The sequence below is a fragment of the Rhizobium croatiense genome, assembly GCF_019793465.1.
Classification (GTDB): domain Bacteria; phylum Pseudomonadota; class Alphaproteobacteria; order Rhizobiales; family Rhizobiaceae; genus Rhizobium; species Rhizobium croatiense.
In genome coordinates, this window is the sequence record NZ_JAILYJ010000001.1 from 132,393 (window position 1) to 145,565 (window position 13,173).

12 protein-coding genes are annotated in these 13,173 nt (G+C 62.3%); 8 read left to right on the forward strand and 4 right to left on the reverse strand.

Going from position 1 to position 13,173, the window contains the following annotated elements:
- Nucleotides 1-183: 183 nt before the first annotated feature.
- Entirely contained in the window at nucleotides 184-1,584 is a 1,401-nt protein-coding gene (locus K6M89_RS00610; protein WP_222138043.1) for a sensor histidine kinase, read from the reverse strand.
- Nucleotides 1,574-2,242 carry a response regulator gene (locus tag K6M89_RS00615; RefSeq protein ID WP_222138044.1) on the reverse strand — a complete coding sequence of 223 codons (669 nt, stop codon included), beginning with the start codon at nucleotides 2,240-2,242 and terminating at the stop codon, nucleotides 1,574-1,576. Before K6M89_RS00615 ends, K6M89_RS00610 begins: the two co-directional genes overlap by 11 nt.
- A gap of 205 nt (nucleotides 2,243-2,447) precedes the next feature.
- Between K6M89_RS00615 and K6M89_RS00620 the strand changes: the two genes are divergently transcribed.
- The gene (locus K6M89_RS00620; RefSeq protein WP_222138045.1) at nucleotides 2,448-3,014 is read left to right on the forward strand and encodes an isochorismatase family protein; all 567 of its coding nucleotides are present in this window, start codon (nucleotides 2,448-2,450) and stop codon (nucleotides 3,012-3,014) included.
- Nucleotides 3,011-4,021: a GlxA family transcriptional regulator gene (locus K6M89_RS00625; protein ID WP_222138046.1), complete on the forward strand. Its 1,011-nt coding sequence runs from the start codon at nucleotides 3,011-3,013 to the stop codon at nucleotides 4,019-4,021. The genes K6M89_RS00620 and K6M89_RS00625 overlap by 4 nt, the downstream gene beginning before the upstream one ends.
- Here K6M89_RS00625 and K6M89_RS00630 read toward each other — a convergent pair.
- Both K6M89_RS00630 and K6M89_RS00635 read right to left on the reverse strand, forming a co-directional pair.
- On the reverse strand, nucleotides 4,016-4,864 hold the full coding sequence (locus tag K6M89_RS00630; protein ID WP_222138047.1) for a carbohydrate-binding protein: 849 nt from the start codon (nucleotides 4,862-4,864) through the stop codon (nucleotides 4,016-4,018). The two genes, K6M89_RS00625 and K6M89_RS00630, sit on opposite strands and share 6 nt — an antisense overlap.
- Before the next feature lie 69 nt (nucleotides 4,865-4,933).
- Complete coding sequence (locus K6M89_RS00635; RefSeq protein ID WP_222138048.1) at nucleotides 4,934-6,727, reverse strand: heparinase II/III domain-containing protein; 1,794 nt, start codon at nucleotides 6,725-6,727, stop codon at nucleotides 4,934-4,936.
- A 223-nt stretch (nucleotides 6,728-6,950) separates the two neighbouring features.
- Here K6M89_RS00635 and K6M89_RS00640 point away from each other — a divergent pair, with 223 nt between their 5' ends.
- From K6M89_RS00640 to K6M89_RS00665, 6 genes are read left to right on the forward strand one after another with little or no spacing between them, the layout of a single operon-like run.
- Nucleotides 6,951-7,931: a carbohydrate ABC transporter permease gene (locus tag K6M89_RS00640; protein WP_170964800.1), complete on the forward strand. Its 981-nt coding sequence runs from the start codon at nucleotides 6,951-6,953 to the stop codon at nucleotides 7,929-7,931.
- Nucleotides 7,928-8,764, forward strand: coding sequence for a carbohydrate ABC transporter permease (locus K6M89_RS00645; protein ID WP_222138049.1), 837 nt, complete (start codon nucleotides 7,928-7,930; stop codon nucleotides 8,762-8,764). Before K6M89_RS00640 ends, K6M89_RS00645 begins: the two co-directional genes overlap by 4 nt.
- A 4-nt stretch (nucleotides 8,765-8,768) precedes the next feature.
- Nucleotides 8,769-9,941: a glycoside hydrolase family 88 protein gene (locus K6M89_RS00650; protein ID WP_222138050.1), complete on the forward strand. Its 1,173-nt coding sequence runs from the start codon at nucleotides 8,769-8,771 to the stop codon at nucleotides 9,939-9,941.
- 15 nt (nucleotides 9,942-9,956) lie between these two features.
- Entirely contained in the window at nucleotides 9,957-11,066 is a 1,110-nt protein-coding gene (locus K6M89_RS00655) for an ABC transporter ATP-binding protein (RefSeq protein ID WP_222138051.1), read from the forward strand.
- A gap of 18 nt (nucleotides 11,067-11,084) precedes the next feature.
- Nucleotides 11,085-11,798: a DUF624 domain-containing protein gene (locus tag K6M89_RS00660; protein WP_222138052.1), complete on the forward strand. Its 714-nt coding sequence runs from the start codon at nucleotides 11,085-11,087 to the stop codon at nucleotides 11,796-11,798.
- A gap of 35 nt (nucleotides 11,799-11,833) precedes the next feature.
- Nucleotides 11,834-13,108, forward strand: a complete 1,275-nt coding sequence (locus tag K6M89_RS00665; RefSeq protein ID WP_097581007.1) for an ABC transporter substrate-binding protein — start codon at nucleotides 11,834-11,836, stop codon at nucleotides 13,106-13,108.
- Nucleotides 13,109-13,173: the final 65 nt, after the last annotated feature.

The following is a 13,173-nucleotide window of genomic DNA, read 5'->3' on the forward strand; positions in this document are numbered from 1 at the left end:
GATGGCAAACTCGGCCAACTTCCCTTTCGTCATGCTCGGCCTTGTGCCGAGCATCTGCCTCCGGTCGATAGGGCAGCAGATCCTCGGCACAAGGCCGAGAATGACGCCGGGTAGAGAGCGAGGAGCGTCATTAACCGGGGACGGCGCTATACCCGGCCTTATTTCATTCGATGAGCCTCCGATCTAAGCAAGCGGCAGCCGCACCGTCACAATGAGACCGCCGCCTTCCGCATCGCCGAGCGACACCGAACCTCCGGCGCCTTCGACGACCTCGCGGACGATCGCAAGCCCGAGGCCACTTCCCTCGCTTTCGGTCCCCATGATCCGGTAGAAGCGTTCGAAGACCTGTTCACGCTCGGCGACGGGAATACCCGGCCCGTTGTCTTCGACGGTGATGACTGCGCTTCCGTCCGACTGCCCGACCGAGACGGTCACCCGTCCATCCGCAGCGCTGTAGCGGATCGCATTGTCGATGAGGTTGACCAGCATCTCCCGCAGCATCGTTCCGTCGCCCTCGACGGTGACGGGGCCGTCCGCTTCCAGGCCGACATCGATGTTGCGTTTCAGCGCCTCTTCGGCATGCGCTTCCAATATTTCGCGGGCGGCCTTGCTGAGATCGGTCACGTCGCCGCGCGGCCGCCGGCTCCCGGGCTCGGCCCGCGACAAGGTCAGGAGCTGGCCGGCGAGGCGCGAAATCTGCCTGGTGCTGGTGCGAAGTGCGGCAAGCGCCTCGTCGCGGCGAGCCGCATCGTCTTCGCGGGCGGCCACGCTCGCCTGCGTCGAAATCAGTGCGAGCGGCGTTCTGAGCTGATGCGCCGCATTCGATACGAACCGCCGCTGCGCGGCCATCTGGTTCTGGACGCGCTCCATATGGTCGTTCAGCGCATGGACGAGCGGGCGCAGCTCGCTTTGTACCATCTCCGGCGGCAGCGGATCGAGACGGTTGCGGCCGCGCGCTCGCACGGCGTCCCGCAATCTCAAAGCCGGCGCAAGGCCACGCTGCAGCCCGAGGATCGTCACCAGGCTCGCCAAGAAGACGAGCACGAACTGCTTCGCAAAATCCGAAAGCCACAGCTGCTTGCGCATCGCATATTGGCTGTTATGCGTCACCGCGACCGTCACGGAAATCGTGCCGTCATCGGGAAGCCCGACGACGGGATGGTCGAGCATCAGGACGCGCACATCGGCACCGTGGAAGACGCGATCCTCGCCGACACGCTGGGCCGCCGGCAGCGGCAAATCGGGAAAGCCGCTCACCAGATTACCCCACACGGTGATGACCTGGTAAAAGACGCGGTCGCCGAACCCCGTATCGAACATCTCGAGCGCGGCAGGCGGCACATCGACCTGGACATTGCCGCCCTCGTCGACGCGCACCGCCTCGGCAATGACGCGGGCCGAGGCCAGAAGCGTGCGGTCCGTCACCAGTTTCGCCGTCGCATCGGCCGACCAGAAGCTGTCGTAGAGATTGAAGCCGATCGCGCCGAACAGCGTCAGCAGCACCAGCGACAGCAATTGCACCCTGAGGCTCTGGCTGAGCCGGCCGATGGCGGCGACGCTTTTGTTGAAGACGCTACTGAACATGTCTGAGGAGATAGCCGAGCCCGCGCAACGTCGCGATCTGCACGGAGCTGGCCTCGAGCTTCTTTCGAAGCCTGTGGACATAGATTTCGATGGCGCTCGGATCCGCCTCGTCGTCGAAACCGAAGACACTTTCGGAAAGGGCGGCCTTCGAGACTGTATTGCCCAGCTTCATGACCAGCTGCTCGAGAACGGCATATTCGCGCGGCGTCAATTGCAGCGGCTCGCCTTCGACGAAGAACTGCCGCGTCCCGCCGGAAAAGCGCAGGTTCCCGACGGTGATCTCGGACGATGCCCGGTCCTGCCCGCGGCGTACCACCGCGCGGATCCTGGCTTCAAGTTCGGCGATTTCGAAGGGCTTGGCGAGATAATCGTCGGCGCCGCTGTCGAGCCCCGCCACGCGGCCGTCGAGACTCGCATTGGCGGTCAGGATGATGATGGGGAGCTTGTTGCCCGATTGTCTCAGCCGCTTCAGAAGCGTCAATCCGTCGAGCTTCGGCAGCGAAAGGTCGAGGATCATCGCCGAATATTCCGCCACCCTGAGCAGATGCTCCGCGTCCTCGCCGTCATAGGCAATGTCGATCGTATATTGCGCCTGCCGCAGGGCCTTGCCCAGCCAGGCCGCCAGATCCTTGTTGTCCTCCACCACAAGCAGTCGCATCCGATCCCCTTAGCACGTGCGGAGGGGCTCGCGGAAGCGGGCGCATGGAAGGGCGGCCATATTCGACATCGCCTGCTGCTCCGAGTAGCTGAGTGTCCTCAACCGTCATTGGCGCGAATTGTCCGCTATTTGTCCGGCCCGTGCATTTTCCTCTGTCCAGGGATCGCCGAATATGGCTTCATGATCAACATCCACGGAGCAAGAAATGTCCGGCCATGATACCGTCCTTCTCGTCATCGACGCTCAAGAGTCCTTCCGGCAGCGCGATTATTGGGATGAAAGCCTCGCATCCGCCTATATCGATCGCCAGCAGGCTGTGATCGACGGCGCGGCCGCAAGCGGGATACCCGTCATTCAGATCTTCCATGTCGATGGAAGCGGTCCGTTTTCGGAAAACTCGGGCTTCGTCAGGACGCTCGCCCCGCTCAGGATCGCCCCCGACGCGACCTTCAGGAAGAGCCGTCACAGCGCCCTCGTCGGCTCCGGGCTCGACGTCTGGCTGACCGAGAACGGCGTGCGTCGCATCATTGTCTCAGGCATCCGCACCGAACAATGCTGCGAGACCACGACTCGCCACGCATCGGATCTCGGCTACCAGGTCGATTATGTCAGCGAAGCGACCCTGACTTTCCCGATGACCGACGCGGCGGGACGCACCTGGAGCGCCGGGGAAATCCGCGGCCGCACGGAACTTGTCCTTTCGGACCGTTTCGCCAGGATCGCCACCGTCGAACAGGCGCTGGCGGGGCGCGGGAAGTCGCTCGCCGCATGACGGAAGCCGCGCAGCCCTTCGATATCTCCGTCTTCGTCGTCGTGCCGCCGCGCGTGCTGCTGCTCGACGTCGCCGGCCCGATCGAAGTGCTGCGCAAGGCGAATCTAGAACAGCAGGCGGTGCGCTTCAGCGTTACCTATATCGGCCCGTCGGCAACGGTCGGCAGCTCGATCGGCCTTGCCGTCACAGGCGTCGCCGCCCTGCCGGAGCGCTTGCCGGATCAGGCGCTCGTCGTCATCGCCGGCAGCGCCGACGCGCCGATGGAGAACAACCGTCCCTGGGACGAGCAGGAGCGCGCCGCGCAGGCGGCCATCGTCGCGTGGCTGAAACGCGCCATCCGGCCGGGGATTCGATTGATCTCGATCTGCTCCGGCGCCCTTCTCGCCGCCGAGGCCGGGATGCTCGACGGCCGCGAATGCACCACGCATCACGGCTGCATGGAGGACCTGGCCAGGCTCGCGCCCACCGCGCGCATCCGGGACAACCGGCTCTATGTCGAGGACGGCGAGCGTCTCACCAGCGCCGGCATCACCGCCGGCATAGACCTCATGCTGCATATCGTCGCCCAAGCGGCGGGACATGCCTGCGCGCTTGCTGTGGCCAGATATCTCGTCGTCTATCTCAGGCGCGGCGGCTCGGACCCGCAGCTTTCGCCTTGGCTCGAAGGCCGCAACCATATCCACCCGGTCATTCACCGTGCACAGGATGCGGTTGCCGCCGATCCCACTCGCGACTGGTCGGTTGCCTCGCTTGCGCGCCTCAGCGGCGCCAGCGCGCGGAACCTCTCGCGGCTGTTCAACGAGCAGACCGGCATGAGCGTCACGGATTTCGTCAACCGCATGCGCGTGGCTCTCGCCCGCGAAATGCTCGCCGGCTCTCGGCTGGATATGGAGGCCGTGGCCTTGCGCGCCGGCTTCGGCTCGGCCCGGCAGCTGCGCCGAGCTTGGAATCGGCTGCACGATAGCCCGCCGAGCGCGGCACGGCCGAGGCCGGCCTTCAGTTCATAGAGGAAGAGAAAGAGCGGCGTGCCCGGCCTGATCTTCGGCAGCGACGGCTGCAACACCGAGCGCCTCCGTCCCCCAGATTTCGATCTGCGTCAGCGCCGGAAAAGGCGAGCCGTCCTCGGCCTTGATAAGCCCGTGCAGTTCCACCCATTCGACGGTGCAGGGCTCGATGGAAAAACGCTGCGCCGTGCCGGATTTCACCAGCGGAAAAGAAGAGGTTCTGCCGTTCGAGAAGGTGACGCTTGCCTCTTCCCACCAGGAATCATGCGGGAAATCAGCCCTGAGGTAGAAGACGATCTCGTCGATCCGTACCGGCCTACCGAACTCCACCGTCAGCGCGGCTTCGGGATCGCGATTGATGCCCCAGCTGGTGTAAGGCCAGAATCCATGATTGTCGTTGGCCTTTTCGCCGTCGATCGCGTTGCGCGCGGCGAAGACCGCTTCGCCGCGGGTCTCGACATTGGCGCGCGCATGCGGGAAGAGCGCCCGATTGGCATGATCGTCCCAGGGATTTAGAGCGAGATTGCGCCGCTGGGTGAGTTCGTCGGGCCGCGCACTTCTCGCCGAAAGCCGGTGAATATCGCCCTTAAAGGCATTCGGCGAATAGGACTTGCGCTTATCGCCGAAAGGCACGGCCAGCGAGTAAGCGCTTTCCTTGATGTAGACAAAACCGGGGTGGATCGCGCTGTCCAAAGCGAGAAAGAGATGCCCGGGTTCGGAAGCCTCGACGACGACACAGTCGCCCTCGCGATAATCCTGGCGATAGACCAGGAAGGTCTCGTCCCGCCCTGTGGAACTTGCCCGCACGAATCCGTCGGCATCCACGATCTTCAGCGTCAATTCCATGCTCGACCTCCTCAGAGCATGATGCCGAAAACTGTAAGCGGTTTTCAGACGACATCATGCTCTAACTTTTTAATTTATCCGCAATCTCAGGCGCTTGCCGGCAAGCGGCAGACGCAGCCGGTAGAGCTTCTCGGGCCAGGCTGATCTCAGCCTCATGTCATTCACCTCGATCTCGTCGATTTCGATTTCGCCGGCGCCATCGATAAAAATGCTGCCGAGATCGGCGAGATCGATCCTGTTCTCGGTGATAACAGGCGTGAGGCACGTCATCAGCGACAGGACCGCCGGCCGGTCGCCGTCATGGGTATCGACGATCTCGACATGGCGGCCACGTTGCAGGGAAACCGTGCGCCGATAGCTGCGCAGTTGCGCTTCCTCGGGATAGGCGCCTGAAATTTCGAGGGATATGCGCGCGTTCGCCTCGCTGAATTCGACCTCGATATCCCTTGCGCCAAAGACTTCGCCGGCGGACTGCATGATGCCGGAGAAAGTCGGCAGGTTGTGATAGGCCGACTGCATCGTCCAGATCTCGTAACGCCGCGGCGAGAAGGTCTTGGCGGTATAGGTCTCGACGCCGACGTCGATCAGGAAAGGGCGACCGTTCTTGTAGAGCGTCACGCTACCGACATCGTTGTGATTGTGGCCTTCGCCGTTGTTGCCGCCCTTCACCGCAAGCGAAAACTGACCGTCGCGGGCGACGAACAGGCCGATGCCGGGATAGAAGATATCCCGACCGCACGCCGCATTCGGTTCGATCTTTGGAATTGCCTGCCCGGTCAGCAGCTCCTGCACGCGATACCAGAGGTTCCATTCCCCCGGCAGGTGCGGGCTCTCGGCGTCAGCCCGGTCGGTCGCGGCGAAGGCCGCCAGCATCTCGGAGCCGACCGCCTTGCCGAACAGATATTCCCGCGCGCTGCAGGGTTCGACCACGGCGGAGGAATCGGCGAAGTTGAAATAATGGCGGCCGGCCACATGCATCTGGGCGATATATTCGGCCATGTTGCGGATCTTTGGCTGCCGCCAGATCTTGCCGAACAGGCCGGGCGCCACGCTATCGAGCACGGTCAGCGCGCCGTGCAGGCAGAGTGCGGCATGGCGGTAATAGACCACGCCTTCCTCGCAGGCGCCGTCCTCGGCATAATCCTTCAGGAAAGCATTGAGGCTGCCGAGCGCCCTTTCGATAACGGCGCGGCGCGTCGGCTGATCGGTCTTCAGCGAGAAGGTGGTCAACAGGATGTTCTGGGTTATCCAGGCGGTCCAGTTGTTCATCCGCTCGTCGCCGCTGCCCATCCACCAGAAATGCCGGCCGAGATAGGGCGTCAGGATGCGGGCCTCGATCTCGCGTTTCACACGCGCCGCAATTTCAGGGCTGATGTTGTCGAGCGGATCGCCGAACAATGCGACGATCGTTGCCAGAAGGGCTGCCGTTTCGGCCGCGAAGAGATCGACGACCGGCTGCGAATTATCGGGCAGCGGCAGACGCGGACCGCCGCGCCCATAGGCATTATGCGCCGGAAGCTGCCAGCCGCTTTCCTCCGCGATCAGGAAGATGCCGTCGACGATCCCCGGCAGGAATCGCCCGCTCCCTTCGACGAGTTCACCCAGCACCAGATCGTTGAGCATCCGCCGCCGCGTGAAATAAAGCTCCTCGAAGCGCGAACGATCGCCGGCCGCCGTGTATTCCCGGTAATCCGAGGCCGTGATCAAAGGCCATGCGCGCGCAAGCGCGGCCTCGGCGTCGCGGACAACCACGTCCCGCACGGTCTGCGGCACCGCTTTCCATCTCTCGCGATCGGCGTAGACCGCTCCCGGCGTGAAATCGCCGAGGATGTCCGGCAACGCGCCTGAAATCTCGCTGAACATGTCCCTCCCCGCACTGGAAAAGCATCGACGGGCGTCTGGCCTTCACTTCCACCTATCATATGTTTCCGACGCATGCCATAAAATTTGTATGATCTATCCAGAACTTGTTTGACCAATACCGGAGATGTGCTATGTCCTTGGCAGGAGGAAGAACAGGCGGCACCCATCCGCCCGAACGGCTCTGAATTTAGGCTAGAGAAGCCCAAAAGCCGCCAGCTGCAGAATGCCCGACCAGGAGGAAGCATCGGTGTCCATATCGAATTCGGTCATCGCGACGGATGGCGCCCCGGCAACTCCACGCCGGAAGGTCGCGGTTCTGTCCAAGCGCCAGCGCAAGATCCGCAGCGCGCTGGTCGCCTATTCCTTCATCGCGCCGAATTTCCTCGGCTTCGCCGTCTTCACGCTCGGCCCGATCCTCTTCGCCTTTGCGCTCGCCTTCATGCATTGGGACGGCTCGAATGCGATCACATTCGCGGGGCTCGACAATTTCTGGCGGCTGTTCGACGATAAGGCCTTCGTCGCGGCCTTCTGGAACACGATCATCTATACGGTCGCCTCGGTGCCGGCGACGCTGCTCTGCGCCCTCGGCCTCGCCGTCCTCCTCAACCAGAAGATCGCCGGGCGCGATTTCTTCCGCACGGCGATGTTTTTTCCCTATGTCGCCTCGCTGGTCGCCGTCGCCGTGGTCTGGAACATGATCTTCAACCCCGAGATGGGACCGGTGAACATGATCCTCTACACGCTCGGCCTCGACCCGAAGAACATGCCGGGATGGGCGGCCGACCGACATTGGGCGATGGTGACGGTGATCCTGTTCGGCATCTGGAAGAACATGGGCTATTACATGGTCATCTACCTGGCCGGGCTGCAGGGCATCAATTCCGAACTCTACGAGGCCGCCGATCTCGACGGCGCCAATTCCTGGCAGAAATTCATCCATGTCACCGTGCCGCAGCTCGGGCCGACGACCTTTTTCGTCACCGTCATGCTAACGATCCAGTCCTTCAAGGTGTTCGATCAGATCTTCATGATCACCCAGGGCGGCCCCGGCACTTCGACGCTCGTGCTCGTCTATCACATCTATAACGAGGCGTTCATTTCCTGGGACCTCGGCTATTCCAGCATGATTTCGCTGGTTCTGTTCTTCCTCGTGCTCGCGGTCACGGTCTTCCAGTTCCGCCGCCAGAGGGAGGACGAGGCATGAGGATCGCCGGACGCAAGATCACCGTCAAAACGGTCCTCCTCTATGCGATCGTCATCACGGTGACGGTTGTCATGCTGATGCCCTTCGCCTGGATGCTTTCTGCATCGCTGAAGCTCAGCCGCGACGTCTTCGCCTTCCCGATCGAGTGGATACCGTCGCAGCCGCAATGGCAGAACTACGTCGACATCTGGACGAAGATCCCGCTTGCGCTCTTCATCTACAACACGTCGAAGCTGACGATCATCGTCACGCTGCTGCAGCTCTTGACCTCCAGCTTTGCCGCCTACGCCTTCGCCAACCTGAATTTCCCCTATAAGAACACGCTGTTCCTCGGCTATATCGCCACCATCGCCATGCCCTGGCAGGTCTATATGGTGCCGCAATTCCTGCTGATGCGCGAGTTCGGCCTCAACAACACGCATCTGGCGCTGATCTGCCTGCAGGCCTTCACCGCCTTCGGCGTTTTCCTGATGCGGCAGTTCTACATGTCGATCCCGACCGAGCTCTGCGAGGCGGCACGCATCGACGGTATGAACGAATATCAGATCTGGGCGCGCATCATGCTGCCGCTCTCCAAACCTGCGCTCTCGACCCTGACGATCTTCACCTTCGTCAGCACTTGGAACGACTTCCTCGGCCCGATGATCTATCTCACCAAGACCGAGCTGAAGACCGTCCAGATCGGCCTGCGCATGTTCATCTCGCAGTATTCGGCCGAATACGGGCTGATCATGGCGGCCTCCGTCGTCGCCCTCGTTCCCGTTCTCATCGTCTTCCTCGCTCTGCAGCGCTTCTTTGTCGAGGGCATCGCCTCGACGGGACTGAAGGGGTAAAGCCATGAATGCCGTTTCAACAGGCGCCCCGCAGCCGATCACCGACAAGGAAGTGAACGCCGCGCTCGATCTCGCCGTCGCGCAGGTCAGGCGCAACCTTCCTCAGTTTACTTACGCTGCGCAGAACCATTCGAGCGTCAACAATGTCTATCCCGCCGTTGCCAACGACCAGTGGACGGCCGGCTTCTGGCCGGGGGAGATGTGGCTCGCCTTCGAGCATAGCGGCGATCCGGTGTTCCGGCATGCCGCGCAGATCCAGGTCCAGTCCTTCGTGCATCGGATCGTCAACCGCATCGAGACCGATCATCACGACATGGGCTTCCTGTATTCGCCCTCCTGCATCGCCGCCTGGAAACTCGTCGGCGACGAGGACGGCCGCAAGGCCGCGATCCTGGCCGCCGACCAGCTGATCGAGCGCTTTCAGCCGATCGGCCAGTTCATCCAGGCCTGGGGCCGCAAGGGCAGACCGGAAGAATACCGCTACATCATCGACTGCCTGCTGAACCTGCCGCTTCTCTATTGGGCAAGCCACGAGACGGGTGATCCGAATTACCGCGAGATTGCGCTCACCCATGCCCGCACCACGCTCGCCAATTCGGTGCGGCCGGATGATTCCACCTATCACACTTTCTACATGGACCCGGTCACCGGCGCGCCGGTGCGCGGCGCTACCAAGCAGGGCTACAGGGACGACAGTTTCTGGGCGCGCGGGCAGGCCTGGGGCATCGCGGGCATGGCGCTCTCCTACCGCTATGAGCGGATCGAGGAATATCGCCAGACCTTCGATCGGCTGCTTGCCTTCTATCTCAACCGGCTGCCGGCCGACATGGTGCCTTATTGGGATCTCGTCTTTTCGGATGGCGACGGCGAGCCGCGCGACAGCTCCTCGGCCTCGATCACCGCCTGCGGCCTGCTTGAAATGGCCGATCTCGTCGACGCCGACACCGCCGAACGCTACCGCATGCTGGCGCGGCGCATGGTGAAGAGCCTTGCCGATCACTATGCGGTCAAGGACCCCGCAGTCTCCAACGGCCTGGTGCTGCACGCCACCTATTCGAAGAAATCGCCCTTCAACACCTGCCGTGGCGAGGGCGTCGATGAGTGCGTCTCCTGGGGAGATTATTATTACATGGAAGCTTTGACGCGCCTTTCGCGCCGTTGGTCTTCCTATTGGTGACGTCAGGAGAACCCGATGGCCAGCATTTCGCTTAAAGAGCTGAACAAATCCTACGGCGCGCTCACGGTCGTCCACGATATCGATCTTGAGATCGCCGATAAGGAATTCATCATCCTGGTCGGCCCGTCCGGCTGCGGCAAGTCCACGACGCTCAGGATGATCGCCGGCCTCGAGGAGATCTCGGGCGGGGAGCTCCGGATCGGCGGCGACGTCATGAACGACGTCCCCTCCAAGGATCGGGACATCGCCATGGTCTTCCAGAACTATGCGCTCTATCCGCATATGACCGTCTACAAGAACATGGCCTTCGGGCTGCAACTGCGCAAAGTGTCGCGCGATTTCATCGACAAACAGGTGCAGGACGCCGCCAAGATCCTCGACATCACCCATCTCCTGAACCGCAAGCCGAAGGCGCTTTCAGGCGGGCAGCGCCAGCGCGTGGCGCTCGGCCGCGCCATGGTGCGCAACCCGGCCGTCTTCCTGCTCGACGAGCCGCTGTCCAATCTCGACGCCAAGCTGCGCGGCACGATGCGCTCAGAAATCACCAAGCTGCACAAGCGCCTCAACGCCACCTTCATCTACGTCACTCACGACCAGGTGGAAGCCATGACGATGGCCGACCGCATCGTCGTCATGAAGGACGGCCATATCCAGCAGGTCGACACACCGCAGAACCTCTACGACCGCCCCGTCAACATGTTCGTCGCCGGCTTCATCGGCGCGCCGCAGATGAACATGCTGCCCTCGATCATTCAGCGCCGGGGCGAGCGCTATGTCGCAATCTTCGATGGCCGGGAGCTGCCGCTGCCTGACCATTTCGACAAGAGCAGGATCGCGTCCTATGAGGGCCGCGAACTGGTGCTGGGCATCCGCCCGGAGAACTTCCACGAACTCCCGCCGGCCGACATTCCGGCCGAGAACCTGGCCCCTGTGAAGGCGGTGGTGGAACTTGCCGAACCGATGGGCTCGGAAGTGCACCTGAACATGGTGGCCGGCGGGCGCAATCTCATCGCCCGCGTATCGCCGCGCTTCCGGCCCGATATCGGCGAGGAAGCGACACTCGTCGCCGACATGAGCAATGCGCAGCTGTTCGACAAGGAAACCGAACGATCGATTCTCTACTGAGCGCCTGGGGAGACGGCAATGCAGTGGTTGCGGGACATGTGGACGAAGGAGGGGCCGGGCATTCCGAAGGATGCGCCTGCGAAGACCGGCCTTGCCCTGTTCGCCGATATTCTCGCCCGCGAATGGTGGGAGATGGTCAAGCTCAACATTCTGTTCATCCTGGCCTCGCTCTTCGTGGTGACGCTGCCGGCAGCACTCGCCGCCATGGCCCGCGTCTCGGTCGCCTTCGTCGAAGATCGCAACACCTATCTGCTGCGTGATTTCACCGACGCATTCCTGCGCTATTTCTGGCGCGCCACCGCCTGGGGCCTGGCATTGGCAGGCGCGCTTGCGATCGGCGTCCATGCGATCGTCACCTATGCCGCTGGCGCGCGTGACAATCTGATGCTCGCCGCACCGCTGGCGATCGCGCTCGTCGCGACCGCCTTCCTCGCCGTGCTCGCCTGCCATCTCATCGTGTTAATGGTAATGCGCGACCTGCCGGCGCTGCGGCTCCTTCGCCTCGCCGCGCTCGCCTCCGTCGCCCGCCCGCTGCCGGCGCTTGCCGCGCTCGCGGTCAACGCCACGCTGTGGCTGGCGCACATCCTCTTCTATCCGGTTTCCGTGTTCATGCCGGCGACCTTCAATTTTTCACTCGGAATGTTCGCCGTCGTATTCGGCGTCCATCGGACAGTGGTGTTGGTTCTGGACCTGCCAGAGGCAATGCGGCCGCACCGACACTTCATAAAATAACTGATCCAGAGACGATCCAGGGAAGGAGAACAGGAATGTATTTGGACAAATTCGGGAGGGCGGTGAAACTTGCCGTGGCAGGTTTCACTCTGGCCGCGACGACGGCCGGCGCAGCGCTTGCTCAAGACGCCGTGACGCTCAAATGGGCGTTGTGGGACTGGGACAAGACCGCCTATTACAAGCCGCTGATCGAGGCCTATCAGGCTAAGCATCCGAACGTGAAGTTCGAGCCGATGGATCTCGGCTCGCAGGACTACCAGCAGATGATTTCGACGCAGCTGACCGGCGGCTCGAAAGATATCGACATCGTCACCATCAAGGACGTGCCGGGCTATACCAATCTGGTGCGCGCCGGCAACATCGCCGATCTCAGCGGCTTCGTGAAGGATCAGAAGATCGATCCGGCGCCTTATGGCGGCCTGATCGAAGAGCTGACCATCGACGGCAAGATCTATTCGCTGCCGTTCCGCTCCGACTTCTGGATCGTTTATTACAACAAGGACATTTTCGACAAGGCAGGCGTCCCCTACCCCACCAACGACATGACCTGGGCGCAGTTCGACGAGACCGCCGAGAAGCTCGCGGGCGGCATGGGCACCAACAAGACCTATGGCGCACTGCTGCACACCTGGCGTTCGACCGTCCAGCTGCCCGGCATCCTCGACGGAAAACATACGCTGGTTGATGGCGACTACGCCTTCTTGAAGCCCTGGTACGAGCGCGCGCTCACCCTGCAGAAGGACGGCGCCATTCCCTCCTATGCCTTCCTGAAGACATCGAATACGCATTATTCGGCGCTCTTCTTCAACGGCACGATCGGCATGCTGCCGATGGGCACCTGGTTCGTCGGCACCCAGATCGCCAAGGTCAAGTCGGGTGAATCGAAGAGCAAGAACTGGGGCATCGTGAAGTTCCCGCATCCTGATGGTGTGGCCGCCGGCACGACGGCTGCGCAGATCTCGGGGCTCGCGGTCAATGCCAATTCCGCCCACAAGGATGCCGCGCTCGATTTCATCAAGTTCGTCACCGGCCCGGAGGGCGCGGCCGTCATCGCCTCAACCGGCACCTTCCCGGCGCTGAAGACCGCCGATGTCAGCGCAAAGATCGCGTCGACGCCCGGTTTCCCGCAGGATGAGGCCAGCAAGGAAGCGCTGATACCGGCCAAAGCCTATCTGGAAATGGCCGTCAATCCGAACGCCGCGAAGATCGAGGTGGTGCTCAACCGCGCCCACGACGCGATCATGACCGACAACACCTCCGTCGATGACGGTCTGAAGGAAATGACTGAAGGCGTGAAAGCCATCAAGTAGCCTCACAAGATGTCGGCGGCCGCGGGTCAACATCGGCCCGCGGCCGAATTTGTTTTTACGAAATT